The sequence below is a fragment of the Streptomyces griseomycini genome, from assembly GCF_014203535.1.
Classification (GTDB): domain Bacteria; phylum Actinomycetota; class Actinomycetes; order Streptomycetales; family Streptomycetaceae; genus Streptomyces; species Streptomyces griseomycini.
In genome coordinates this window covers 274,381-299,273 of record NZ_JACHJI010000010.1, presented here as the reverse complement: position 1 = coordinate 299,273, position 24,893 = coordinate 274,381, and the positions used below count along the sequence as shown (strand labels likewise).

20 protein-coding genes and 1 pseudogene are annotated in these 24,893 nt (G+C 73.2%); 14 read left to right on the top strand and 7 right to left on the bottom strand.

Translation table 11 applies throughout. The annotated features are described in order from the left end of the window. Window positions 1-19: 19 nt before the first annotated feature. The 3 genes from FHS37_RS27400 to rhaI all read right to left on the bottom strand — a co-directional run bounded on the left by FHS37_RS27400 (window position 20) and on the right by rhaI (window position 4,808). A complete protein-coding gene (locus tag FHS37_RS27400) occupies window positions 20-1,468 on the bottom strand; it encodes a rhamnulokinase (RefSeq protein ID WP_184825984.1) in 1,449 nt (482 codons plus the stop codon). Continuing rightward, a complete protein-coding gene (locus tag FHS37_RS27395; RefSeq protein WP_184825982.1) occupies window positions 1,465-3,504 on the bottom strand; it encodes a bifunctional aldolase/short-chain dehydrogenase in 2,040 nt (679 codons plus the stop codon). Before FHS37_RS27395 ends, FHS37_RS27400 begins: the two co-directional genes overlap by 4 nt. 143 nt (window positions 3,505-3,647) lie before the next feature. Beyond that, complete coding sequence (gene rhaI / locus FHS37_RS27390; protein WP_184825980.1) at window positions 3,648-4,808, bottom strand: L-rhamnose isomerase; 1,161 nt, start codon at window positions 4,806-4,808, stop codon at window positions 3,648-3,650. A gap of 262 nt (window positions 4,809-5,070) precedes the next feature. Between rhaI and FHS37_RS27385 the strand changes: the two genes are divergently transcribed. The 11 genes and pseudogenes from FHS37_RS27385 to FHS37_RS27335 all read left to right on the top strand — a co-directional run bounded on the left by FHS37_RS27385 (window position 5,071) and on the right by FHS37_RS27335 (window position 16,632). Further along, window positions 5,071-6,588 (top strand): sugar ABC transporter ATP-binding protein, encoded by a 1,518-nt coding sequence (locus tag FHS37_RS27385; RefSeq protein WP_184825977.1) that lies wholly within the window; start codon window positions 5,071-5,073, stop codon window positions 6,586-6,588. Continuing rightward, on the top strand, window positions 6,585-7,625 hold the full coding sequence (locus FHS37_RS27380) for an ABC transporter permease (protein WP_184825975.1): 1,041 nt from the start codon (window positions 6,585-6,587) through the stop codon (window positions 7,623-7,625). The genes FHS37_RS27385 and FHS37_RS27380 overlap by 4 nt, the downstream gene beginning before the upstream one ends. Then, the gene (locus tag FHS37_RS27375; protein ID WP_184825973.1) at window positions 7,618-8,631 is read left to right on the top strand and encodes an ABC transporter permease; all 1,014 of its coding nucleotides are present in this window, start codon (window positions 7,618-7,620) and stop codon (window positions 8,629-8,631) included. The genes FHS37_RS27380 and FHS37_RS27375 overlap by 8 nt, the downstream gene beginning before the upstream one ends. A gap of 27 nt (window positions 8,632-8,658) precedes the next feature. Beyond that, on the top strand, window positions 8,659-9,741 hold the full coding sequence (gene rhaS, locus FHS37_RS27370; protein ID WP_184825972.1) for a rhamnose ABC transporter substrate-binding protein: 1,083 nt from the start codon (window positions 8,659-8,661) through the stop codon (window positions 9,739-9,741). Window positions 9,742-9,771: 30 nt separating this feature from the next. Beyond that, window positions 9,772-10,092, top strand: coding sequence for an L-rhamnose mutarotase (locus FHS37_RS27365; protein WP_184825970.1), 321 nt, complete (start codon window positions 9,772-9,774; stop codon window positions 10,090-10,092). Window positions 10,093-10,108: 16 nt separating this feature from the next. Further along, window positions 10,109-11,523 (top strand): annotated as a pseudogene (locus FHS37_RS27360) (BNR repeat-containing protein). Between the two features lie 87 nt (window positions 11,524-11,610). Then, a complete protein-coding gene (locus FHS37_RS27355) occupies window positions 11,611-12,636 on the top strand; it encodes a LacI family DNA-binding transcriptional regulator (protein WP_184825968.1) in 1,026 nt (341 codons plus the stop codon). A gap of 102 nt (window positions 12,637-12,738) precedes the next feature. Continuing rightward, a complete protein-coding gene (locus tag FHS37_RS27350; protein WP_184825966.1) occupies window positions 12,739-14,040 on the top strand; it encodes an alpha/beta fold hydrolase in 1,302 nt (433 codons plus the stop codon). Between the two features lie 65 nt (window positions 14,041-14,105). Next, window positions 14,106-14,852, top strand: a complete 747-nt coding sequence (locus FHS37_RS27345; protein WP_184825964.1) for a PIG-L deacetylase family protein — start codon at window positions 14,106-14,108, stop codon at window positions 14,850-14,852. A gap of 4 nt (window positions 14,853-14,856) precedes the next feature. Next, window positions 14,857-15,750, top strand: coding sequence for an RNA polymerase sigma factor SigJ (gene sigJ, locus FHS37_RS27340; RefSeq protein WP_184825962.1), 894 nt, complete (start codon window positions 14,857-14,859; stop codon window positions 15,748-15,750). A 39-nt stretch (window positions 15,751-15,789) separates the two neighbouring features. Continuing rightward, the gene (locus tag FHS37_RS27335; RefSeq protein WP_184825960.1) at window positions 15,790-16,632 is read left to right on the top strand and encodes a pentapeptide repeat-containing protein; all 843 of its coding nucleotides are present in this window, start codon (window positions 15,790-15,792) and stop codon (window positions 16,630-16,632) included. On the opposite strand, the gene FHS37_RS27330 is transcribed toward FHS37_RS27335, so the two are convergent. Next, window positions 16,594-18,117, bottom strand: coding sequence for a cytochrome P450 (locus tag FHS37_RS27330; protein ID WP_184825958.1), 1,524 nt, complete (start codon window positions 18,115-18,117; stop codon window positions 16,594-16,596). The genes FHS37_RS27335 and FHS37_RS27330 overlap by 39 nt on opposite strands. 109 nt (window positions 18,118-18,226) lie before the next feature. Here FHS37_RS27330 and FHS37_RS27325 point away from each other — a divergent pair, with 109 nt between their 5' ends. Continuing rightward, entirely contained in the window at window positions 18,227-18,844 is a 618-nt protein-coding gene (locus FHS37_RS27325; protein ID WP_184825949.1) for a TetR/AcrR family transcriptional regulator, read from the top strand. A gap of 87 nt (window positions 18,845-18,931) precedes the next feature. Further along, window positions 18,932-19,660, top strand: a complete 729-nt coding sequence (locus FHS37_RS27320; protein WP_184825947.1) for a DUF2470 domain-containing protein — start codon at window positions 18,932-18,934, stop codon at window positions 19,658-19,660. On the opposite strand, the gene FHS37_RS27315 is transcribed toward FHS37_RS27320, so the two are convergent. Together FHS37_RS27315 and FHS37_RS27310 are read right to left on the bottom strand one after the other, a co-directional pair. Next, a complete protein-coding gene (locus FHS37_RS27315; RefSeq protein ID WP_184825945.1) occupies window positions 19,628-20,824 on the bottom strand; it encodes a lactonase family protein in 1,197 nt (398 codons plus the stop codon). The two genes, FHS37_RS27320 and FHS37_RS27315, sit on opposite strands and share 33 nt — an antisense overlap. Before the next feature lie 644 nt (window positions 20,825-21,468). Beyond that, window positions 21,469-22,740 carry an FUSC family protein gene (locus FHS37_RS27310; RefSeq protein WP_184825943.1) on the bottom strand — a complete coding sequence of 424 codons (1,272 nt, stop codon included), beginning with the start codon at window positions 22,738-22,740 and terminating at the stop codon, window positions 21,469-21,471. A 237-nt stretch (window positions 22,741-22,977) separates the two neighbouring features. Here FHS37_RS27310 and FHS37_RS27305 point away from each other — a divergent pair, with 237 nt between their 5' ends. Beyond that, the gene (locus FHS37_RS27305) at window positions 22,978-24,339 is read left to right on the top strand and encodes an erythromycin esterase family protein (RefSeq protein WP_184825941.1); all 1,362 of its coding nucleotides are present in this window, start codon (window positions 22,978-22,980) and stop codon (window positions 24,337-24,339) included. Between the two features lie 23 nt (window positions 24,340-24,362). Here FHS37_RS27305 and FHS37_RS27300 read toward each other — a convergent pair whose 3' ends face one another. Then, window positions 24,363-24,851, bottom strand: coding sequence for an FBP domain-containing protein (locus FHS37_RS27300; protein ID WP_184826082.1), 489 nt, complete (start codon window positions 24,849-24,851; stop codon window positions 24,363-24,365). Between the last annotated feature and the right edge of the window lie 42 nt (window positions 24,852-24,893).

The following is a 24,893-nucleotide window of genomic DNA, read 5'->3' as shown; positions in this document are numbered from 1 at the left end:
GGGCCCGGGGGAGACCGCGTCAGTACCGGGCGAGCCGGGCCTGCGCCGCCTGCCAGCGCTGGGTGCCGCCGCGCGGTTCGTACCGCGTCAGCAGCTGGGTGCGGGTGAGCAGCCGGCGCATTCCGGCCAGGTCGCCGACCAGGCCGTGGGCGCGGGCCTGCACGAGCACGTTGCCCAGCGCCGCCGCCTCCGTCGGCCCGGACACCACCGGCAGTCCGCAGGCGTCGGCGGTCAGCTGGCACAGCAGGGCGTTGCGGGTGCCGCCGCCGACGACGTGCACGACGTCGACCGCGTGCCCGGCGAGCCGCTGCGCGTCCTCGACGGCCCTGCGGTGGGCCAGGGCGAGCGAGTCGAGGATGCACCGTGTGATCTCGGCGGGCGTGGCAGGCACGGGCTGTCCCGAGTCCCGGCAGGCCTCGGCGATCCGTTCCGGCATCCGACCCGGCGCGAGGAACGCCGCGTCCCCGGCGTCCACCACCGACCGCAGCGCGGGCACCTTGGCCGCCTGGAGCAGCAGCGCGCCCAGGTCCGGCTCGCCCCAGGCCCGCACGCACTCCTGGAGCAGCCACAGGCCCATGATGTTGCGCAGGTAGCGGACCGTGCCGTCCAGCCCCAGCTCGTTGGTGAAGTTGGCGGCCCGGCTCTCCTCGGTGAGCACCGGCGCGTCCAGCTCCAGCCCGGCCAGCGACCAGGTGCCGGTGCAGATGTACGCGAACCGCTCACCGCCGGCGGGCACCGCGGCCACGGCGGACGCGGTGTCGTGCGAGCCGACCGCCGTCACCGGGACCGGCCCGGCCAGTCCGGTCTCCTCCAGCACCTCGGGCCGCAGGACCCCGGCCGGGTCCCCGGGGTGCCGCAGCGGCGCGAACAGCCCGAGGTCGATGTCCAGCCGCCGTGCGACACCGTGCGCCCAGTCCCGGGTGCGCGGGTCGATCAGCTGGGTCGTCGAGGCGTTGGTCAGCTCCGTGCCCTGCTCGCCCGTCAGCCAGTACGTCAGCAGGTCCGGGATCAGCAGCAGCCGCTCGGCCCGGTCCAGTTGGGCCGATCCGCGGGCCGCCGCCAGCTGGTACAGCGTGTTGAACGGCGCGTGCTGCAGACCGGTCGCCGCGTACAGCTCCTCGGCGGGCACCGTGGCCCACACCTTCTCCGCGACGCCCTCGGTACGGCTGTCGCGGTAGTGCACGGGGTTGCCGAGCAGCGCCCCGTCCGCGTCCAGCAGCCCGTAGTCCACGGCCCAGCTGTCGATGCCGACGGAGTCGACGGCGCCCGCCGCCTCCAGCCCGTCGAGCACCCCGGCGTAGAGCCCGAGGACGTCCCAGCGCAGCCCCTCCGGCACGCGCACGGGCCGGTTGGGGAAGCGGTGGGCCTCGGTCAGCTCCAGGCTGTCGGGGCCGACGCGGCCGACCATGACACGCCCGCTGGACGCGCCGAGGTCGACCGCGGCGTACGACTTCACGGCGGCGCTCATCGCAGGAACGCGGCGGCGACGCCGGCGTCGACCGGGACGTGCAGCCCGGTGGTGTGGGTGAGGTCGCCGCCGGTCAGTGCGAAGACGGCGTTCGCCACGTGTTCGGGCAGCACCTCGCGCTTGAGGAGCGTCCGCTGGGCGTAGAACTCGCCGAGCTTCTCCTCCGGCACCCCGTACACGGCCGCGCGCTGCGCGCCCCAGCCGCCGGCGAAGATCCCGGATCCGCGCACCACACCGTCCGGGTTGACGCCGTTGACGCGGATGCCGTGCTCACCCAGCTCGGCGGCCAGCAGACGTACTTGATGCGCCTGGTCGGCCTTGGTCGCGGAGTAGGCGATGTTGTTCGGACCGGCGAAGACGGCGTTCTTGCTGGCGATGTAGACGATGTCGCCGCCGAGCCCCTGCGCGATCATCACCCGGGCCGCCTCGCGCGAGACGAGGAAGGAACCGCGGGCCATGATGTCGTGCTGCAGGTCCCAGTCCTTCGCGGACGTCTCCAGCAGCGGCTTGGAGACGGAGATCCCGGCGTTGTTCACCACCAGGTCCACGCCGCCGAAGGCCAGCACCGCCGCCCGGAACGCCGCGGCGATCTGCTCCTCCGAGGTGACGTCCACGGTGACGGCGACGGCCTTGTCGGGCCCGCCCAGTTCCCCGGCGACGGCGGCGGCGTTCTCCCCGTTCAGGTCCGCCACGACGACACAGGCGCCCTCGGCCACCAGCCGGTGCGCGATCGCCTTGCCGATCCCGCTGCCCGCACCGGTCACCAGCGCCACCCGGGTCGCCAGCGCCTTGGGCTTCGGCATCCGCCGGAGCTTGGCCTCCTCCAGCGCCCAGTACTCGATGCGGAACTTCTCCGACTCCTCGATCGGCGCGTACGTGGAGACCGCCTCGGCCCCGCGCATCACGTTGATCGCGTTGACGTAGAACTCACCCGCCACCCGGGCGGTCTGCTTGTCCTTGCCGAAGCTGAACATGCCCACCCCGGGGATCAGCACGATCGCCGGGTCGGCGCCGCGCATCGCGGGGGAGTCCGCTTCCGCGTGCCGTGCGTAGTACGCGGCGTACTCCTCGCGGTAGGCGGCGTGCAGCTCCTTCAACCGGGCGACCGCCTCGTCGAGCGGAGCCGTCGGCGGCAGGTCGAGCACGAGCGGCCGGACCTTGGTGCGCAGGAAGTGGTCGGGGCAGGACGTGCCGAGCGCGGCGAGGCGCGGATGCTCGGCGCGGGCCAGGAAGTCGAGCACGGCGTCCGCGTCGTCGAAGTGCCCGACCTGCGGCCGGTCCTGCGAGGCGACGGCCCGCACGTACGGGGCCAGCGCCGCGGCCCGCTCCCGCCGCTCGGCCTCGGGCAGCGGCTCGTACCCCTCGATCACCGGACCGAAGGGCTCGGCCTTCCCCCGCTCGGCGAGGAACTTCTCGGCGGTCCGGATGATGTGCAGCGAGTTCCGCTCGCACTCCTCCGAAGTGTCACCCCACGCCGTGATCCCGTGCCCGCCGAGGACGCACCCGACGGCCTGCGGGTTGGCCTCCTTCACGGCGGCGATGTCCAGCCCGAGCTGGAACCCGGGGCGCCGCCACGGCACCCACACCACCGTGTCGCCGAAGCACTCGGCGGTCAGCTTCTCCCCGTCGGCGGCGCAGGCCAGCGCGATCCCGGAGTCGGGGTGCAGGTGGTCCACGTGGGCCGCCTCGACCAGCCCGTGCATGGCGGTGTCGATGGACGGAGCCGCGCCTCCCTTCCCGTGGAGGCAGTAGTCGAACGCGGCGACCATCTCGTCCTCGCGCTCGACCCCGGGGTAGACGTCCTTGAGCGCCCGCAGCCGGTCCAGCCGCAGCACGGCCAGCCCCGCCCCGGTGAGCGTCCCGAGGTCCCCGCCGGACCCCTTGACCCACATCAGCTCGACGTCCCCACCGGTGACGGGGTCGGTGTCGGTGCCTTTCGCGGAGGCGTTGCCGCCGGCGTAGTTGGTGTTCCGGGGATCGGAGCCGAGCCGACGGGAGCGGGCGAGGAGAGCGGCGGCTTCAGGATGGGTTGCCATGAGCGTTCAGTCCTTGTGCGAGAGACGGAGGGGTGACGCGCCCCACGGGGGCGCGGGGTTGTTCCAACGCGCGGCTACCGCCGCGGGGGCGTGACCGACCACGAACGGCCCGCGGTCCGCGACGGACGGAACCCGGCGGACGCTCACGCCCCCCAACCGGCCTGCTGCCCGCCGACCCGCTCGGCCGCGATCTTCTCGGCCCACCCGGACCGGCGGTACGCCGCGAGGGGGTCGGGGTCCAGCCCCATCTCCTCCCGCACCTCGCGAAGCAGCGGACGCACGTCCGTGTTGTACGCGTCCATCAACACGGCGTTGGCGCCGAGGACGTCCCCCGCCCGCTGGGCACCGGCCAGCGCCGACCGGTCCACCAACAGAGCCTTCGCGGTCGCCTCCTGCACGTTCATGACGGAACGGATGATCGCCGGGATCTTCGCCTCGATGTTGTGGCACTGGTCGAGCATGAACGCGACCTCGGGCGTGAACCCGCCCCCGCGCACCACCTCGTACATGATCCGGAAGAGCTGGAAGGGGTCGGCGGCGCCCACCATCAGGTCGTCGTCGGCGTAGAACCGCGAGTTGAAGTCGAACCCGCCGAGCCTGCCCTCCCGCAGCAGCGTCGCGACGATGAACTCGATGTTGGTGCCCGGCGCGTGGTGTCCGGTGTCCACGACGACCTGCGCCTTCGGGCCGAGCTTCAGGCAGTGCGCGTACGCCGTGCCCCAGTCCGGGACGTCCGTCGTGTAGAAGGCCGGCTCGAACAGCTTGTACTCCAGCAGCATCCGCTGCCCCTCGCCGAGCCGCCCGTAGACCTCCGCGAGCCCTTCGGCGAGCCGGTCCTGGCGGGCGCGGACGTCGTCCTGCCCGGGGTAGTTCGTCCCGTCGGCGAACCACAGCTTCAGGTCCCTCGAGCCGGTCGCGTCCATGATGTCGACGCACTCCAGCAGGTGGTCCACCGCCTTGCGGCGCACCGCCGGGTCCGGGTGGCAGATGCTGCCCAGCCTGTAGTCGTCGTCCTGGAAGGTGTTGGAGTTGATCGCGCCGAGCCTCACCCCGCGGTCCTCGGCGTACTCGGCCAGCGCCGCGTAGTCGTCGACCCTGTCCCACGGGATGTGCAGCGCCACGGTCGGCGCGACGCCCGTGAACTCGTGCACCCTGGCCGCGTCGTCGAGCTTCTCCTGCGGGGTGCGGGGCACGCCCGCCTGCGCGAACACCTTGAAGCGGGTCCCCGAGTTCCCGTACGCCCACGACGGCGTCTCCACGGCCTGTGTCTTGAGGGCGGCCTTCGCCGCGGCGAGCTCGGTCACGTCAGGGCTCCTGTGACATCGGGTCTTGACGACCACTGAATGAAACGATTCAGGACGGGAAGCTATGGGGCCCCCGAAGGGGTGTCAACCCCTTCGGCCGAGACCGCTCACTGTGACCAGGGCATGATCTGAAACTGTCGAAACTTTTTCGACCGGGCCCCATTGACGTGACATGCGCCGCGCGCCTAACGTCCCGGCAACCCAGTTGAAACCTTTCACGACGCCGGGAGGTCCGTCCCGCCGGCGTCGTCGAGGAGCCCCCATGACCCACCCGTCCGACACGGGTCCGGCCCCGGTCCTCGCGCTCAGGGACGTCTCCAGGTCCTTCGGCGCGGTCCGCGCCCTGCGGGACGTCTCCCTGGAACTGTTCCCCGGTGAGGTGCACGCCCTCGCCGGCGAGAACGGAGCCGGCAAGTCGACCCTCATCAAGACGCTCGCCGGAGTGCACCGGCCGGACGCCGGCCAGGTGCTGCTCGACGGTGCGCCGGTCGTCTTCCACGGACCCAAGGACGCCCGCGACGCCGGTATCGCCGTGATCTACCAGGAGCCCACGCTCTTCCCCGACCTGTCGATCGCCGAGAACATCTACATGGGCCGGCAGCCCCGGCGCGCCCTCGGCCGGATCGACCACAGGGCCACGCACGAGGCCACCGCCGCCCTGATGAAGCGGCTCGGCGTCGACCTCGACCCCGACCGTCCGGCCCGCGGGCTGTCCATCGCCGACCAGCAGATCGTCGAGATCGCCAAGGCGCTCTCCTTCGACGCCCGCGTCCTGATCATGGACGAGCCGACCGCGGCCCTCACCGGCAGCGAGGTCGCCCGCCTCTTCGGCGTCGTGCGCACCCTGCGCGAGCAGGGCGCCGCGGTGCTGTTCATCTCCCACCGGCTGGAGGAGATCTTCGCGATCTGCCAGAAGGTGACCACCTTGCGCGACGGCGCCCGGATCGCCAGTGAACCGCTGGACGGCATGACCGAGGACGACCTGGTGCGCCGGATGGTCGGCCGCGACCTCGAGGAGCTGTACCCCAAGCAGGACGTGCGCCCCGGCGAAGTGGCCCTGAGCGTGCGCCGCCTGACCCGTGAGGGCGTCTTCACCGACGTCTCCTTCGACGTGCGGCGCGGCGAGATCGTCGGCCTGGCCGGACTCGTCGGCGCCGGGCGCACCGAGGTGGCCCGCGCCGTCTTCGGCATCGACCGCCGGGACGCCGGCGAGGTGGAGGTCGACGGGCGCAGGCTCACCAACGGCGCCCCCTCCACCGCCATGGCCGCGGGCCTCGCCCTGGTCCCCGAGGACCGGCGCGCCCAGGGCCTGGTGATGGACATGTCCATCGAGCGCAACATCGGTCTCACCGGACTCCGTACGACCGTGAGGGCCGGTCTGATGGACCGCGGCGCCGAACGCAGCCGCTCCCTCGACTGGGCGGTCAGGCTCCAGGTCAAGTACGCCCGGATCGCCGACGCGGTGAACACCCTGTCCGGCGGCAACCAGCAGAAGGTCGTCCTCGCCAAGTGGCTCGCCACCGGCCCGAAGGTGCTGATCGTCGACGAGCCCACGCGCGGCATCGACGTCGGCACCAAGGCCGAGGTGCACCGCCTGCTCTCCCAGCTGGCCGCCGACGGCGTCGCCGTCCTGATGATCTCCTCCGACCTGCCCGAGATCCTCGGCATGGCCGACCGCGTGCTGGTGATGCACGAGGGCCGCCTCACCGCCGAGATCCCCCGAGCCGACGCCACCGAGGAAACCGTGATGGCCGCAGCCACGGGGAGGGCGGCCGCATGACGGTGCTCAGCCCCGACCCCGCCCCCGTGGCCGACGTGCCCGGGTCCGGCGCCACCCGCCTGGTCGACCGCGTCTTCAGGATGCGCGAACTCGCCATCCTGGTCGTCTTCCTGGTGATGATCGCCGTCACCCAGGCCGGCAACAGCGAGTTCCTGTCCGAACAGGGCATCAAGGACCTGCTGCTGAACGCGACCATCCTGGTCCTGGTCGCCACCGGCCAGTCCCTGGTCGTCATCACCCGCAACGTCGACCTGTCCGTCGGCTCCACCCTCGGCATCAGTGCCTTCGCCGCCGGCACCTACCTCCAGGGCGGCGGCGACCCCGTCGTCGCCGTCGCCCTCGCCGTCCTGCTCGGCGTCGGCTTCGGACTGCTCAACGGCCTGCTGGTCAGCCTCGGCCAGGTGCCCGCCCTGGTGGTCACCCTCGGCACGCTCTACGTCATCCGCGGCATCGACTCCGTCTGGGTCGGCTCCCGCCAGATCACCGCCGCCGACCTCCCCGGCGGATTCGTCGACTTCGGCTCCGGCGGCGTCTCGGCCGTGCCGTACCTGGCGCTCATCGCGCTCGCGGTGCTCGTGGCGACGGCGTACTACCTCAAGCACTTCGGCAGCGGACGCGAGCTGTACGCCCTCGGCTCCAACCCGGAGGCCGCCCGGCTCGCCGGCGTCCCCGTGCGCAAGCGGGTCGTCGCCGCGTACACCTTCTGCGGCGCCCTCGCCGGCCTCGCGGGCGCGATGTACCTGGCCCGGTTCGGCAACGTCGACTCCGGCACCGGCAACGGCTACGAACTCACCGTCGTCAGCGCGGTCGTGGTCGGCGGCGTGGTCTTCACCGGCGGCTCCGGCAGCGTGTACGGCGCGGCTCTCGGCGCGCTGCTGCTGACCTCCGTCAACAGCGTGCTGCCCGCCCTCGGCGTCAGCTCCGTGTGGGTGCTCGCCATCAACGGCATCCTGCTCCTCCTCGCCATCGCGGTCGACCGGATCGTCGCGCTGCGTGTGGCCTTGGCCCTGAAGAAGAGGAACGCCCGCCATGCCTGAGTCCCTCACGCGCGCGGTCCGGTGGGACACGGTCGTCGGCGCCCTGCTCGTCGTGGTGCTGCTGCTGTCGTTCGCCACGGTCGACGGCTTCGGCAACGCGCTCAACCTGTCGTTCCTCATCGGCAACACGCTGCCGATCGCCCTGATCGCGCTCCCGATGACGCTGCTCGTGGTCTGCGGGGAGATCGACCTCTCCGTCGCCTCCACGGCCGGTCTGTCCGGCGCGGTGATGGGCGCCCTGTGGAACCAGGGCATGGCCATCGAGACGATCATCCCGATCTGCCTGCTCGTCGGTGTCGTCTGCGGCCTGGTCAACGGCCTGCTGGTGACCCGGCTCGGGCTGCCGTCCCTCGCCGTCACCATCGGCACGCTGGCCGCCTACCGGGGCATCGCGCAGATCGTGCTCGGCTCCGACGCGGTCACCGACTTCCCCACCCGGTACCTGGACTTCGCCGCCGGACGCATCGGCGACACGTTCGTCCCGTACGCCTTCCTGCCGTTCCTGGTGCTGCTCGCGATCGCCGTGGTCGCGCTGCACGCCACCCCGTTCGGGCGGTCGCTGTTCGCGATCGGTGCCGGCGAGGAGGCCGCCCGGTTCGCCGGCATCCGCGTCAAGCGGCAGAAGCTGATCCTGTTCACCCTCACCGGCCTGATGTCGGCCCTCACCGGCGTCTTCTGGGCGCTGCACTACGCCAGCGCCCGCTACGACAACGCCACCGGCCTCGAACTCTCCGTCGTGGCGGCGGTGTTGCTCGGCGGCATCGACTTCGACGGCGGCAGGGGGACGCTCGGCGGCGCGATCGCCGGTGTGTTCCTGCTCGGCGCGCTGCAGAACGTGATGAGCCTGCAGGACGTCTCCGCGCAGTCACAGATCGTCGTCACCGGTGTGCTGCTGGTGCTGTCCGTCCTGGGCCCCCGCGTCGCCCGGCAGGTCGCCGTCGCACGCGCCGGACGCCGGGCCGCAGCGTCACCACCGGCGCCCAAGGCACCCACCCCGGCCCCCTGAACCCTTCTCGCCCCCAAGGAACCCGCCATGCGCAAGACATCCCTGAGCCGCACCTGCGCGGCCCTCGCCGCCGTCACCTCGCTCGCCCTGGCCGCCACCGCCTGCGGCGGCACCACCAAGGAGGACGTCAAGAACGAGGGCGGCGCGGCGGCCCCGGCCGGCAAGGCCGACCCCGACGCGCCCACCAAGAAGGGCCTGACCGTCGGCTTCCTGCCCAAGCAGGTCAACAACCCGTACTTCACGGTCGCCGACAAGGGCGGCGAGAAGGCACTCGAGGAGCTGGGCTCCACCTACAAGGAGGTCGGCCCCTCCAGCGCCACCGACACCGCCGGCCAGGTCTCCTACGTCAACACCCTCACCCAGCAGCAGGTCGACGCCATGGCCGTCTCCGCGCAGGACCCGGGCGCCCTGTGCACCGCGCTCAAGCAGGCCATGAAGAACGGCATCAAGGTCGTCACCTACGACTCCGACACCGACCCCGGGTGCCGCAACGCCTTCGTCTCCCAGGCGTCCGCCGAGGACCTGGGCCGCACCGAGGTGCAACTGCTCGCCGAACAGATCGGTTACAAGGGCGAGATCGCGATCCTGTCCGCCGCGCAGACCGCGACCAACCAGAACACCTGGATCGAGTTCATGAAGGACGAGCTCAAGGACCCCACGTACAAGGACGTGAAGCTGGTCAAGGTCGCCTACGGCAACGACGACGCCCAGCAGTCGTTCCAGCAGACCCAGGGCCTGCTCCAGGAGTACCCGGACCTGAAGGGGATCATCTCCCCGACCACCGTCGGCATCAAGGCGGCCGCCCAGTACCTGTCCGGTTCCAAGTACAAGGGCAAGGTCAAGCTGACCGGCCTCGGCACCCCCAACGACATGCGCAAGTACGTCAAGAACGGCACCGTCGAGGCGTTCGAGCTCTGGGACCCGGCCAGGCTCGGCGAGCTGGCCGCGCGCACCGCCGTCGCCCTGGCCTCCGGCCAGATCACCGGCAAGGAGGGCGAGACCTTCACGGCCGGCGCGATGGGCGAGTACACCATCGGCGAGGACGGCGTGATCGACCTCGGCAAGCCCACCGTCTTCAACGCCGAGAACATCGACCGGTTCGACTTCTGATCCCGACGAGCCCGCGAGGAGCGGTACTTCATGCAACGCGTCTGTTTCCTGCTCAAGGTCCGCCAGGACCGGATCGCCGAGTACCGCGAACGCCACGCCGCCGTGTGGCCCGAGATGCGCGCGGCGCTCTCGGCCACCGGCTGGCGCAACTACTCCCTCTTCCTGCGCGACGACGGCCTCCTCGTCGGGTACCTGGAGACCGAGGACTTCGAGGCCGCCAAGGCCGGCATGGAGGCCACCGGGGTCAACGCCCGCTGGCAGGCCGAGATGGCCCCCTTCTTCGAGTCCCTCGACGGCGCCCGCCCGGACGAGGCGATGAAACCGCTCACCGAGGTCTTCCACCTCGCCTGACGACGGAGCCCCCGCGATGGGACGACGCACCCTGCTGACCGGAGCACTCCTCGGCACCGTGACGGCCCCCGCCCTCGCCGCCGGCACCGCCGCCCCCGGCCCGTCGGTCACCCGCACCGGACGCACCACGCTCGACCACCGGGCGATCTACTTCGTGTCCTACGAGGGCCTGGTCAACAACGACTCCTTCCAGAAGAACGGCCTGCTGACCCACAGGGGCCACCAGTACGCGGCCTGGTGCACCGCCGACCGGGGGGCCGTGGTGGGCCGCCGTGCCCTCGGCGCGACCACCTGGCAGACCGTCAGGGTCGGCCACACGCTCCGGTACGACGGCTCCCACAACGTCATCTCCATGGGCGTGTCGAGGAGCGACGGCCGCCTGCACCTGAACATGGACTCCCACAGCGACGGCTTCACCCGCGTGAGATCCGTCGCCGGGCTCATGGACGACCCGGCGGGACAGAGCTGGACCGCGAACCGCTTCGGCGCCCCGCAGCCCACCCTGGACGGACTCGCCCTCACCCCGCGGTTCACCTACCCGCAGTTCATCGCCACGCCCGAGGGCCGGCTCCAGCTCAGCCACCGGGCGGGCGTCTCCGGCAACGGCCGCAACGCGCTGGCGGAGTACGACGGCGCGAGGTGGACCGCACTGGGGGAGTGGACCGGCTCCACCGGCACCTACCGCGGCGAGCACGGCTCCTCCACCGCCCGCAACATGTACCTGCACGGCATCGACTACGACCGGAACGGCCGGCTGCACGCCTTCTTCACCTTGCGCGAGCAGAACGGCGCGGTCATGTGCAGCGGCGGCGGCATCACCAACCACGACACCGGCTACGTGCACTCCGACGACCGGGGCCGCACCTGGCGCGACGACGCGGGCACGGTCGTCGGCACCACCGGCGGCCCCGGCCGGGTCTCCGTCACCGCCCCGGTCCTGGTGGTCGACCCCTGGACCCGGACCACTCCCTGATGAACCAGGAGAGCCAGTTCACCGACTCCGCCGGCCGGCCGCACGCGGTCATCAGCTACGTCCCCGGCCGCTTCGGCCGGTGCACCACCGACTACGTCGCCGACCGCACCCGCAGCGGCCGCGCCTTCCACGTCCGCAAGACCGCCTCCGGCACCTGGCGGAAGACCGAGATCCCCGTCCCGCTGAACTCCGGCCAGCGCACCAAGCTGGTCCTGGACCGGTACGACAACGCGTACGCGATCCTCCCCTACGGCCGGACCGCCGGCGCCTCCGCGGCCTCGGACCACACCGACTGGAAGCTGCTGTACGACGGCGCCGGCCTGAACGCCTTCGGCGAGGTCGTGATCGACGAGACGCGCGTCGCGCGGGACGGGGTGCTGTCGTTCCCGTACCAGGAGAAGTCCAGCGGTACGACACCCTCGGCGCTGCACGTCGTCGACTTCCGGCTGCCGGCCTGACCCCGCCCGACCGAAACCCCCCGGGAGGCCGTGCCGGTAATGTGAAGGCCCCCCGACCACCCCCGTTTCCTTGGAGGTCCCCGCCCGATGGCCCAGTCGGTGGGTATCAAGGACGTCGCCCGCGTCGCCGGAGTCTCCGTCGGCACGGTCTCCAACGTGATCAACCGCCCGGACACGGTCGCCGCCGAGACCCGGGCGCGGGTGCTGTCCGCCATCGACCGGCTCGGCTACGTCCGCAGCGAGTCCGCGCGCCAGCTGCGCGCGGGCCGCAGCCGGATCATGGGTCTGCTCGTCCTCGACATGGGCAACCCCTTCTTCGTCGACGTGGCGCGCGGCGCCGAGCGCGCCGCGCGCCGGGCCGGCCTCGGCGTGATGGTCTGCAACAGCGCCCAGGACGCGAGCGAGGAGGCCGAGTACCTCTCCCTCTTCGCCGAGCAGCGGGTCCGGGGCGTCCTGCTCACCCCGGCGGACGCCACCGGCCGCAACATCGACGCCTTCCGCCGCCACGGCATCCCCTTCGTCCTGGTCGACCGGGTCGCCGAGGGCACCACCGAGTGCTCGGTCTCCGTGGACGACGTGGCGGGCGGCGCGCTGGCCGTGCGGCACCTCGTCGACGCGGGGCACCGCTCCCTCGCGTACGTCAGCGGGCCGCCCGGCCTGAACCAGGTCCGCGACCGCCGCACCGGCGCCCTGAGCGCCCTCGCCGAGGCCGGTCTGGGGCCGGACCGCCTGCGCGAGCTGCCCACCGAACGCCTCGACGTCGCCGCGGGGCGGGACGCCGGTGCCCGCCTCCTGGGCCTCGCCGACCGCCCCACGGCCGTCTTCTGCGCCAACGACCTGCTCGCCCTCGGCGTGCTCCAGGCGATGTACGCGGCCGGGGTCGGCGTCCCCGACGACCTCGCGATCGTCGGCTACGACGACATCGAGTTCGCCGCCGCCGCGGCCGTCCCGCTCACCTCGGTGCGGCAGCCCGCCGTCACCATGGGGGCCATGGCGGCGGAGCTGCTGCTGGAGGAGACGGAGGCCGGGACCGCGGCGGAGCCGCACGAGCACCGGCGGGTCGTCCTCAGCCCCGAACTGGTGGTCCGCCGCTCCAGCCTGTCGGCCCGCTGACCGGTCGTTCAGGAAATACTTCATGATCCCGGGCTCGTTGACCGGACGAACATGTGCTGAACTGGGACGCGGTCCGACAATCCGTCCGTCCCGGGAGCCCCGTTGACCGTCAGCTACCGCCAGCCCGGCGTCGTCCTCACCGACCGCCGCTTCACCGTGCCCCTCGACCACGACGACCCCGCGGGGGAGACGATCGAGCTGTACGCGCGCGAGGTCGTCGCCCGCGAGAAGGCGGGCAGGGACCTGCCGTGGCTGGTGTACCTCCAGGGCGGCCCCGGCTTCGGGGCGAACCGTTTCATCGGGAAGCAGGCCTGGCTCGGCCGGGCGCTGGAGGAGTACCGCGTGCTGCTCCTCGACCAGCGCGGCACCGGCCACTCCACCCCCGCCAACCGGCAGACGCTCCCGCTGCGCGGCGGCCCCGCCGAGCAGGCCGACTACCTCACCCGCTTCCGCGCGGACTCGATCGTCCGCGACTGCGAGGCGATCCGCCCGGAGGTCACCGGCGGCGCCCCGTGGACCGTCCTCGGCCAGAGCTTCGGCGGCTTCTGCACCGTCGCCTACCTGTCCACGGCCCCCGAGGGCCTGGACACCGCCCTCGTCACCGGCGGACTGCCCTCCCTGGACGCCCACGCCGACGACGTCTACCGGGCGGCCTACCCGCGCGTCGAGCGCAAGGTCACCGCCCACTACGCCCGCTACCCGCAGGACGCCGAACGCGCCCGCCGCATCGCCGACCACCTCCTCACCCACGACGTGGTCCTCCCGAACGGCTACCGGCTCACCGTCGAGGCCTTCCAGTCCCTCGGCATCCTCCTCGGCAGCGGCGACGGCAGCCACCGCCTGCACCACCTCCTCGAGGACGCCTTCGTCCGCACCCCGGCGGGACCCGCGCTGTCCGACGCGTTCCAGGAGCAGGTCCAGGGCCTGCTGTCGTACGCAGGCCACCCGCTGTACGCGCTCGTCCACGAGGCGATCTACGCCCAGGACTCCCGCCCCACCGCCTGGTCCGCAGAGCGGGTGCGGGCCGAGTTCCCGCAGTTCGACGCGGCCAAGGCGCTCGCCGGCGACGAGCCCCTGCTGTTCACCGGCGAGACGATCCACCCGTGGATGTTCGACTGCGACCCCGCGCTGCGCCCGCTGCGCGAGACCGCCGAACTGCTCGCCGCGCGCACCGACTGGACGCCCCTGTACGACCCGGCCCGCCTCGCCGCCAACGAGGTCCCGGTCGCGGCGGCCGTCTACCACGACGACATGTACGTCCACACGGCCCACTCGCTCGAGACCGCCCGCGCGATCCGCGGCCTGCGCACCTGGGTCACCGACGAGTTCGAGCACGACGGCGTCCGGGCCGGCGGCCCCCGCGTCCTGGACCGGCTGCTCGCCCTCGTGCGCGACGAGGTCTGATCCGGGCCCGGAGCGTCCGGCGCGAGCCCCGGTGCGGTGCCGGTGCCGCGGGTTAGTCTGCGGGCATGACCGAGCCGACGATCAGTCAACTCCAGCCCATGCCCGACGACTGGCAGCGTGCCCTGGCCGTCGTGGCCCACCCCGACGACCTCGAGTACGGCTGCTCGGCGGCGATCGCCTCCTGGACCGACGCAGGCCGCGAGGTCGCCTACGTCCTGGCGACCCGCGGCGAGGCGGGCATCGGCACCCTGGACCCGGCGGAGTGCGGCCCGCTCCGGGAGCGGGAGCAGCGGGCGAGCGCGGCGGTGGTCGGCGTGTCGGCGGTGGAGTTCCTGGACCACGCGGACGGGGTGATCGAGTACGGCCCCGCCCTGCGCCGGGACATCGCCGCCGCGATCCGCCGCCACCGCCCCGAACTGGTGATCACCCTCAACCACCGGGACACCTGGGGCGGCACCTACTGGAACACCCCGGACCACGTGGCCGTCGGCCGTGCCACGCTCGACGCGGCCGGTGACGCCGGCAACCGCTGGATCTTCCCGGAACTGGTCGGGCAGGGCCTCGAACCGTGGGACGGGGTCCGCTGGGTCGCCGTCGCCGGTTCCAGCACGCCCACGCACGCCGTGGACGCCACGGACGGACTGGAGCGGGCGGTGCGTTCCCTGCTCGAACACCGCGCCTACATCGAGGCGTTGACCGACGAGGACCCGGAAACCTACGCACGCGGCTTCCTGACGCAGAACGCCGAGGACACGGGCAAGCGGTTCGGGGGCCGGCCCGCGGTCGCCTTCGAGCTGTTCCCCCGGGGATGACGGCGTGAACGACGAGGAACTGCTGGCGGAGCGCTTCGAGGAGCACCGCGGACACCTCAACGCCGTCGCCTACCGCATGCTCGGGTCGTCGGCCGAGGCGGAGGACGCCGTCCAGGAGGCCTGGCTGAGACTGGGCCGCGCGAACCCCGGCGAGATCGACAACCTCGGCGGCTGGCTCACCACGGTGACCGGCCGCATCTGCCTGGACCTGCTGCGCTCGCGCACCGCGCGCCGCGAGCAGCCGATGGACGAGACCTTCGTCCCCGACCCGGTGCTCAGACCCCTGTCCCACGCCGACCCGGAGCAGGAGGCGCTGCACGCCGACTCGGTGGGCGTGGCCATGCTCGTGGTCCTGGACCGGCTGGAGCCCGACGAACGGCTCGCGTTCGTCCTGCACGACATGTTCGCCGTGCCCTTCGACGACATCGCGCCGGTCGTGGAGCGCAACGCGGCCGCCACCCGGCAGCTCGCCAGCCGGGCCCGCCGCCGGGTCCGGGACGCGACTCCCCCGTCGGAGCCCGACCTCGGCCGGCAGAAGGAGGTGCTCGACGCCTTCATGGCCGCCGCGCGCGGCGGTGACTTCGAGTCCCTGGTCGCCGTCCTCCACCCGGACGTGGTCCTGCGGGCCGACGCGGGCGCCCTGGTCCGCGGCGTGGCCGGCTCCAGGACGCTCCAGGGGGCGAAGGCGGTGGCCGAGTCGGCGCTCATGTTCGCCCGGTACACCGCGGCGGCGCGGACGGTCCTGGTCAACGACGCGCTGGGCCTGCTCAGCGTGGTGGACGGCCGGATCCGGTCGGTCATGTCCGTCACCATCACCGACGGCCGCATCACCGGCATGTACGTCCTGGCCGACCCGGAGCGGCTGGAGCGCCTGGAGGTGCCGGCCGGCGAGGCGTGAACCCGCGACCGGCGATCCGGCGCCCGCGCCCCGTTCCGTATGCTGAACGCCATGCGAGAACAGAGGGCCGGCCAGGCGGAACTGCGCGGCGACTGCGCACGGTGCTTCGGGCTGTGCTGCGTCGCCCTGCCGTTCACCGCCTCGGCCGACTTCGCGGTGGACAAGGGCGCCGGGACGCCGTGCCGGAACCTGCGGGACGACCACCGGTGCGGCATCCACGCCCGCCTGAGGCAGGAGGGCTTCACCGGCTGCACGGTCTACGACTGCTTCGGCGCGGGGCAGAAGGTCTCGCAGGTCACCTTCGGAGGGCGGGACTGGCGCGCCGGTCCGCCGGAGCGGGCCCGCCGGATGTTCGAGGTGTTCCCGGTGGTGCGCCAACTGCACGAGCTGCTGTGGTACCTGACCGAGGCGCTGACCCTGCCCGCGGCCCGCCCGGTGCACGCCGCGCTGCGCCGTGCGCTGGAGGAGACCGAGCGGCTCACCCGGCAGACCCCCGGGGAACTGGCCGCACTGGATGTGGGCGCACACCGTCAGGACGTCAACGTGCTGCTGCTGAGGGCCAGCGAGCTGGCCCGGGCCGGGGTGCGCGGGCGCCGCAAGGACCGCCGGAACGCCGACCTGATGGGTGCCCGACTCAGGGGCGCAGACCTGCGCGGGATCAGTCTGCGCGGCGCCTACCTCATCGCCGCCGACCTCACCGGAGCCGATCTGCGGGGCGCCGACCTGATCGGTGCCGACCTGCGCGACGCCGATCTGACGGACGCCGACCTGACCGGGGCGTTCTTCCTCACCCAGCCCCAGGTCCACGCGGCCCGGGGGAGCGCCGGCACGAGACTGCCGGGGTCACTCGCCCGTCCCGCGCACTGGACGGCCGGAGCCTGACACGGTGCCACCGGCCGTCCGGCGGGCCCGGGGCACGGCGGGCGCCGTCCGCCGCTGCGGGCGCAGCCGCAGTCCTTCCGGCATCAGCGTGAGCCGCTCGGTCACGCGCAGCCGGTAGCCGGGGTCGGGGCTCAGCTCGTAGCGGCGCAGCAGCAGCCCGAGCACCAGCGTCGCCTCGTGCAGGGCGAACTGCCGCCCGATGCACGCCCGCGCCCCCGTCCCGAACGGCTTGAAGGTGTGCGGCGGGCGGGCCCGCACCGCCTGCGCGTCGAAGCGGTCCGGGTCGAACCGCTCGGCGTCCGCGCCCCACACCTCGGGGTCCCGGTGCAGCATCGGCGTCAGCACCAGCGTCCACGCGCCGCGCCGCATCGGATGCTCCCCGGCCAGCACGGTGTCCCGTGCGGCCTCCCGGGCGAAGGCGGGCGCCGTCGGCCACAGCCGCAGCGACTCGTCCAGCACCCGGCGGACGTGGCGGAGCCTGGCCACCTGCGCGTAGTCCGGTGCGGCCGTGCCGCCCCAGACGCGGTCCACCTCGGCACGGGCGCGGGCCGCGACGTCGGGATGCCGCGAGAGGTAGTACAGGGCGAAGGAGAGCGCGCCCGAGGTCGTCTCGTGGCCGGCGACCAGGAAGGTGATGACCTGGCGGCGGACGTTCTCGGACGAGAGCCGCTCGCCGGTCTCCGGGTGGGCGGTGTCCAGCATCCGGTCCAGGAGGTCCCCGTCCCCGCCGCCGTCGGCGCGCCGGGCACGGACCACCTCGTCGACGATGCGGTGGAGACGGGCGATGTCGGCCGCGTTGCGGCGGCCCGCGCGCCGCAGCAGCAGCGGAGCCAGCGGCGCGGGCACGTTGTTCAGCCGCTGCGCGTACGACAGGGTGCCCACCATCGCGGTCACGAAGGGGTGCGGACGGGACCGTTCGAACGATCCGAAGTCGTGCCCGAACCCGGTGCGCGCGATCGTCTCCAGGGTCAGCTTGGTCATGTCGCCGGGCACGTCCACCGTCCGGCCCGCGGCCGCCGCGCGGTCCCAGTGGTCCGTCAGCCGCTCGGCGACGGCCAGCATCATCGTGTGGTAGCCCGCCATGGCCTCGCGGTGGAAGCCGGGGGCCAGCACGTCGTGCGCCAGCTGCCAGTTGGGCTCGTGGTTGTACGCGGTGAACAGTCCGTCGCCCGCGACCGGCCGCAGATTGGCGACGCCCAGCCCGACGTGCTTGGCGAACCGGGTCTCGTCGGCGAGATCGGCCACCAGGGAGGCACCCCACGTGAACACGAACTCCTTGCCGAAGGCGTTCCGCCGGAAGATCGGCCCCAGTCGGCGGGCGTACTTCAGCGAGTCCTGGAGGGGCGTGCGCCGGCTCGCGCCGATGAGGTCGCCGAGCAGCGGAAGACGGTACGGCGGGTGCGGGATGCGGTGCAGCTCCGGCCAGCCCAGCTCGGCGCTGCGGAACCCCTTCGGCAGCCCGGCGGGTGTCGTCGTCTCCGCCATGGCGAGATCCCCTTCGATCCGGCGAGCGATCACGGCCTGTTGTATGTGAGTTCAATAACGCGGTTCAGTCTGGTCCGGCTGTCGAACCGGCGTCAAGTACAGTGCGGGAGTGGCAGCGAACCGGGACGGGCGCACGCGCCGTCGGCTCAGCACCCAGGAGCGCAGGGAGCAGCTGCTGTCGGTCGGGGCGCGACTGTTCTCGGAGAGCCCCTACGACGACGTGTGGATCGAGCAGGTCGCCGAGATCGCCGGGGTCTCGCGGGGGCTGCTCTACCACTACTTCCCGACCAAACGGGACTTCTTCGCGGCGGTCGTGGAGCGCGAGAGCGAGCGGATGCTGCGCATGACGGCGGCCGTCCCCGGCGTTCCGGTGCGCGAGCAGCTCGCGGCGGGCCTGGACGCCTACCTGTCGTACGTCGAGGCCCACGCGCACGGCTACCGCGCCTTCCACCGCGCCGACGCGGCGGGGGACCGGGCGGTGCGCCGGGTCTACCGGCGGGCGCTCGCCGCGCAGGAGCGGCAGATCCTGGCGGCGCTGGCCGCGGATCCCGAGTTCGGCCCGGTCCTCGAGGAGCGGCCGGACACCCGCCTCGCCGTGCGCGGCTGGCTGGCCTTCACCACCGCCGTCTGCCTGGAGTGGCTGCGGGGCCCGGAGCTGGGCCGGGAGCAGGTGCGCGACCTGTGCGCCCGCGCCCTGCTGGGCGTTCTCGCGGACCGGGCGGACTGAAAGGTCCCGCAAAGACCACGCCGGCTGGTTGGCGTGCACCCCGATCTTCGATAGGTTAGGCAAGGCTTACCTAAGAGGAGGTTCGGGATGGGTGACGACAGGCAGAGCTGGACGGCCGCGCCCGGTGCGGCGGAACGGGCCCGCTCGGTGCTCGCCGCCGCGTGGTCCTGCGTGGTGACCGCCGAGGGCACCCGGGAGGAGCTCGTCGGCGCGCACACCGTGACCGACGGCGGACGCGTGCTGCTGCACGTGCCCGAGGACAGCGTCCTGCCCGCCGCCGCGATCTGCGCGCCCCGCGGCGAACCCTCCGCCGTGCTGGAGTTCGCCGACGTCGCGCCCGTCCCGGTCCGCAACAGGATCCGCGCCCGGCTGTGGCTCGCCGGCTGGTTCTCCGTCCAGGACGGCCACCTCGCCTTCCAGCCCACGCGGGTGGTGCTGCGCCGGCCGTCCGGCGCGGTGGTCGTCGACCTCGACGAGTTCGCCGCGGCCGCTCCCGATCCCCTCGCCACCGCCGAGGCCCGGCTGCTGACCCATCTCGCCGACTGCCACGCCGACGCGGTCGAGCGGCTGACCCGCCTGGTCGACACCGGCAGCCTGCACGGTGCGGTCCGCGTCCAGCCGCTCGCCGTCGACCGGCACGGACTGACGCTGCGCGTCGAACGCGTCCGCGCCGACGGCGACGTACGGCTGCCGTTCCACGCGCCCGCCGACGACGTCGCCGAACTCACCGAACGCATGCACGCGCTGCTCTCCCAGGCGAGTGCCGCGTCCTGCCCCCGCGCCCTACAGCGGCAGCGCGCAGACCGCGACGGGTGAGGCGAACGGCTCGCCTGCGGAGCGCAGCCCACCGCTGTCCTCGTCCACGTGGAACACGCTGACGGTGCCCGACCTCTGGTTCGCCGCGAACAGCAGCGCACCGTCGGGGGAGAAGGCGATCTGGCGCGGGAAGTCACCGCCCACCGGCACGGTGTCCAGCAGTCTCAGCCGGGCACCGCCCGCCTCGACGGCGTAGCGGGTGATGCTGTCGTGGCCGCGGTTGGCGAGGTAGGCGTACCGGCCGTTCCCGGTCACCAGGACCTGCGCCGGGTAGCTGGTGCCGGCACCCGTGCCCGTGGACTGCGCCTCGCCGATCCTCAGGCGCCCCGTGCCGGGATCGTACGCGCACACCGCGACGGTGTTGTCGACCTCGTTGGCGAGGTAGGCGTACCGGCCCTCGGGGTGGAAGGTGAGGTGGCGCGGACCGGCTCCGGGCCGGGTGCGCGCCCGCGCCGTCTCGGTGAGCGTGCCGGCCCCGGCGTCGAGCCGGTAGCTGTAGACCGTGTCCGTGCCCAGGTCGACGGCGAGGACGTGACCGCCGTCGGGGCTGGTGACGAACTGATGGGCGTGCGGGCCCTTCTGGCCCGGTCCGGGCGGCGGGCTGGAGTGCGTGACCAGCTCGGTGCGCTCGCCGAGCGCCCCCGAGGCGTCGACGGGGTGCACCGCGACGCTGCCGGAGCCGTAGTTGGCGCTCAGCAGCCAGCGCCCCTCCGGATGCACCGACAGGTGACAGGGGCCCGCGCCGCCGGTGCTCCGGCTGCCGAGGACCTTCCGGTCGGACAGCCGGACGGCGGTCACCGCGCCGTCCTCGCGCTCGTTCACCGCGTACAGCGTCCGGCCGTCGGGGTGCGCCGCGAGATACGACGGGTCGCCGACACCGGTGAGGGTGCCGGTGCCGCTGATCCGGCCCGTCGCGCTGTCGTACGCGGCCGTTCCGATGCCCCTGCCGCCGCCGTCGACCGAGGTGTAGGTGCCGAGGTAGAGCGGTCGCGGCCCGGAGAGAGGACCGCTCCCGCGCCGCGGGCCGGTGCTCGCCCGGGGGTCCCCCGGGGACGGCGGCGCGTCCGCCGGCGCGTCGTCGTCGCACGCCGGGAGTGCCACCGCGGCGGCCGTCCCCGCCAGGGTGCCGACGAAACGGCGCCTGCTCCAGTCAGCCCTGCTCATCCACCCGCACCTCGAGGTCGCCGTACGCCCGGCCGTCACGGCCACCCTGGCGGCGATCACCCCTCGGGCGCAAGCAGGGGCGGGTGCCCGCGTGTGCTGCCGGCCGGCGTCCCCGAGCCGGTCGCCGGCCGGTCCCACCGTCCGGAGCCTGTCGGGCGGGTCCGGATCCCGTGCGTCCCGGTCGTGGGAGCCGGACCGGGGCGGACCGGTCCGGGCGCGGGTGGCCCGGTCCGCCGGCGGCCGGTCGCCGCGGTACGCCTCCTGCCGCATGGACCCTCCGGCGCCGAGCCCCACGGCCGCGGGCGGGGCGCCCGGCCCCGGGCGCCCCGGCCTCCTCGCCGACGGCCCGGTCCCCGACGTGCGCACCCGGACCCGGCGGCACGGTCGCGAGCCGGCGGACCGTGCCCGTGCCGGGGCCGATGCCGTCCAGCCGGGACCGGCGGGGGGACGCCGTCTGGTTCCGCGGGTTCCGGGCCAGCCGGTCGTTCCGGGGTCCGTCCGGGACCGCGCGCACCTCGCCGACCCCGACCGGAAGGGCGTCGGGCACGGTGTCGGCGTGGCCGGCGACCCGGCGGACCGGGGACCCGCAGGTCCGGCCGGTCGCGCCGGTCCTCCGCAGGCCCCTCGTCCCGTTCCGCTGTCCGTCACGGGGAACGGTGCCCGGCCGCGGTCCGGTCCCGGTCACGGCGCGGCCCGACCCGGCCCAGCCAGCCCAGCAAGCGGTTCTGCAGCCGGGTCAGCCGCGGCCGGCGCTCCCGCTGCTCGCTCGTGTAGCGGTCCAGCTCCTCCAGCAGCCGGCGCGAGCGGTGCTCGGTGTCCATCTCGTCGATGATGCGGTTCACCTCGGTGAGCACCGCACCGTACAGCTGCCACTGGCGGGTGTCCTGCCGGACCTCCTCCAGGAGGAGCTGGGCGAGCTTGTCGCGGGTGGCGGCGGCCTGCCGCAGCTCGGAGGTGAGCCGCTCCTCCGCCGATTCGGCGCTCGCGCTCACGCTGGTGGTCACCAGCACCGCGAAACTGACCACGGCGTCGGCGATCTCGGACAGCAGCTGCTCGACGGTGGCACCCGTCTCCCGGGAGAACAGGGACTCGGGTTCGCGTTCCTTGGCGAGGTCGGTGAGGGTCCGCGCGAGCACCCGGAGGACGACGGTGCAGATCTCCAGGGTGTCCAGGCCGGTGCGCAGCACGATCCGGTGCAGCAGTCCCTCGCGGACCCGTGGGTTGAGCCGCAGGCTGTCCTCGGCCTGCCGGAGGTCCTCGTCCACCTCGGCGATGTCGTGGTCGAGCCGCCGGGCCTCGTGCAGGCGGGCCGCCGCCTCGTGGTACGGGGTGCGGCCGGCGGCCTCCTCGCCCATGCGCAGCATCAGCTGGCGCAGCCGCCGGGCCAGCCCCTCGATCGACTCGCCGGCCTGTTCCACCCACACCGGCGGGGCGAAGAGCAGGTTGAAGGCCAGCCCCACGACCGCCCCGATCAGCGTCTCCACCACACGGGCCCAGGCCAGGGCCCCGTGCGCGGTCACCCCGAGCACCAGCATCGCGCTGATCGCCACCTCGGCCACGAACTCGTGCGCCCGCACCAGGTGCCCGACGCCCAGCGCCGCCAGGATCACCAGGGCCAGGCTCCACCAGCTCAGCCCCACCACCACGCTGAAGGCGATGGCGACCAGGACACCGGCCACCACGGAGTTCACCCGGCGGATGCTCATCTTGAGCGTGGCGTACAGGGTGACCTGGACGACCAGCAGCGCGGTGAGGGGCGCGGTGAGCGGTGGGGCGTCGTCGGGGCTCAGCCGCACCGCGATCACGTAGGCGATCGACGCCGCGGCGGCCGAGCGCACCGCCTGCACGGCCATGGGATCCCGGTACCACTTCACCAGGCGCGCGGCGGACGCCGCGGTCTCACGTACATCCAGCATCCTGGGGCTGTTCCCCTTCCCCAGGTACATCGAACGTATCCGGCCAGGACGGTAACCGGACGCAGGCGGCCGGATCCGTCCTCACGCGCCGTGCACCGCCGGACGTGTCGCGGCCGGCCGGGCACGGAGCGGAGCGGGCACTGCGGAAAACCCCAGGGGAGCCCGGTGGTTTTCCGCACCCCAGGTCGGAGACCCACCGCATGGTGCCGGGCCTCGGCCGCGCGGCAGCCTTGGATCATGAGACGACATCGGATCGCGACAGGCGTGACCCTGTTCGTCACCCTCGGCGCGGTCACGGCCGGCACCCCGGCGGTGGCGGAGCAGGCCCCGGACCCGCCCGCCCGGGTGGCCGAATCGGCCACCCCGGTCGTCGCGGCCCTGGACCGGGCCGCGCACCCCCTGCGCACCGTGGAACCGGGCGGTGACACCCGCGACCTGCGCCCTCTCGACCGCATGGTCGGCGACGCGCGCGTGGTCGGCCTGGGCGAGGCCACCCACGGCTCGCACGACTTCTTCGCCCTCAAGGGCAGGATCTTCCGCCGGCTCGTCGAGGAGAAGGGGTTCCGCACCTTCGCCCTGGAGGCGCCCTGGAGCACCGGCCTGCGCCTCGACGCGTACGTCGTGCACGGGAAGGGGGACCCCCGGCGCATCATGCGCGAGGAGTTCCAGCGGGACTACCTGTGGTGGGACAACGCGGACTACCTGCGGCTCGTCGAGTGGATGCGCGCGTACAACGTGCGCCACCCCGACGACCCCGTGCGGTTCATGGGCGACGACACCGCCTGGACCGGACCGGAACTGTACGACCGGGTCACCGCGCACGTGGCCGAGCACCATCCCGGACTCTCGGCCCGCTTCGCCGAGCCGTACCGGGGACTGCGGCCGACCGTGGCCACCGGGGAGTACATCGAGCGGTACCTGGACAAGCCGTACGCCGAGCGCCGCGCGATGGCGGAGCGCACGGGTGAGGCGCTGCGGCTGCTCCGGGAGCGGGAGCCGGGGGAGGACCCGGAAGCGCACGCCTGGGCGGTGCAGCACGCGCGGGCGATCGACCACACCGCCCGCCAGTACGCCTTCGACTTCACCTCGCCCGAACAGGTCGCCGCGTCCATGCGCTACCGCGACGAGGCGATGGCCGACAACGTCGTCCGGTGGCAGCGGCACACCGGCACCAGGATCGCCGTGTCCGCGCACAACGACCATCTCGGCTACGTGTCGGCCGACCCCGTCCACTACCCGAGGGTGCAGGGCGCGTATCTGCGCGACCGCCTGGGCCCGGGCTATGTCAGCGTCGGCCTGTCCTTCGACCGGGGCTCGTTCAACGCCACGGGCCCGGACGGCACCGTCCGGCGATGGACCCTGGGGCCCGCGGGTCCGGGGAGCAACGAGCACACCCTCGACCGGGTCCGCCATCGCGACTACGTGGTCGACCTGCGGACCGTCGGCGCCCCGGCCGACGCGTGGCTGAGCCGGGCCCGGCCGACCCGGCGCATAGGCACCGCCTGTCCGGACGGCCCCTACGAGGTCGCCCTGGCCCGCAGCCACGACGTCCTGATCCACCTCCACGAGGTGCGGGCCGCCCGGCTGTCGGCCCGGTAGCCGCGGCCCGAGGACGGGTGGGCCTACAGCTTGTCGAGGAAGGCGAACAGGTTGTCCCGCGTGCGGGCGATCTGCTCCTCCAGGGTGAGGCTCTCCTCGAAGCGGGCACCGGTCTCCGGGACCTTCTTGCCGCGCAGGTAGAGGGAGCAGGCGAGATCGGTGCACATGTAGGCGCCGACCGAGTTGCCCTCGCGGCCGGCCGGGCCCGCCTTGCGCGCGGTCATCAGCGAGACGCCGCCGCGCGGATGGGTCGTCAGGCACAGCGAGCACATGCTGCGGTGCAGGAAGCCGCGCCGGGCGGGCTGGAACCGCATGGCCACCCCGACGAGGCGGTCCCCGCGCTCGGTGACGAGATAGCTCCGGTCGGGCGCGCCCGGGTCGCGCCAGCCCAGGAAGTCCAGGTCGTCCCAGGGGAGCTCACCCAGATCCCGGGGCACGGCCAGACGCCTGGCCTCGCCCTTCGAACAGTTGACGAACGAGGCGCGGATGTTCTGCTCGGTCAGCGGTTTCACGGGTGTCTCCAGCACGGTCCTTCAAAACCTAGGGGCCCTAGG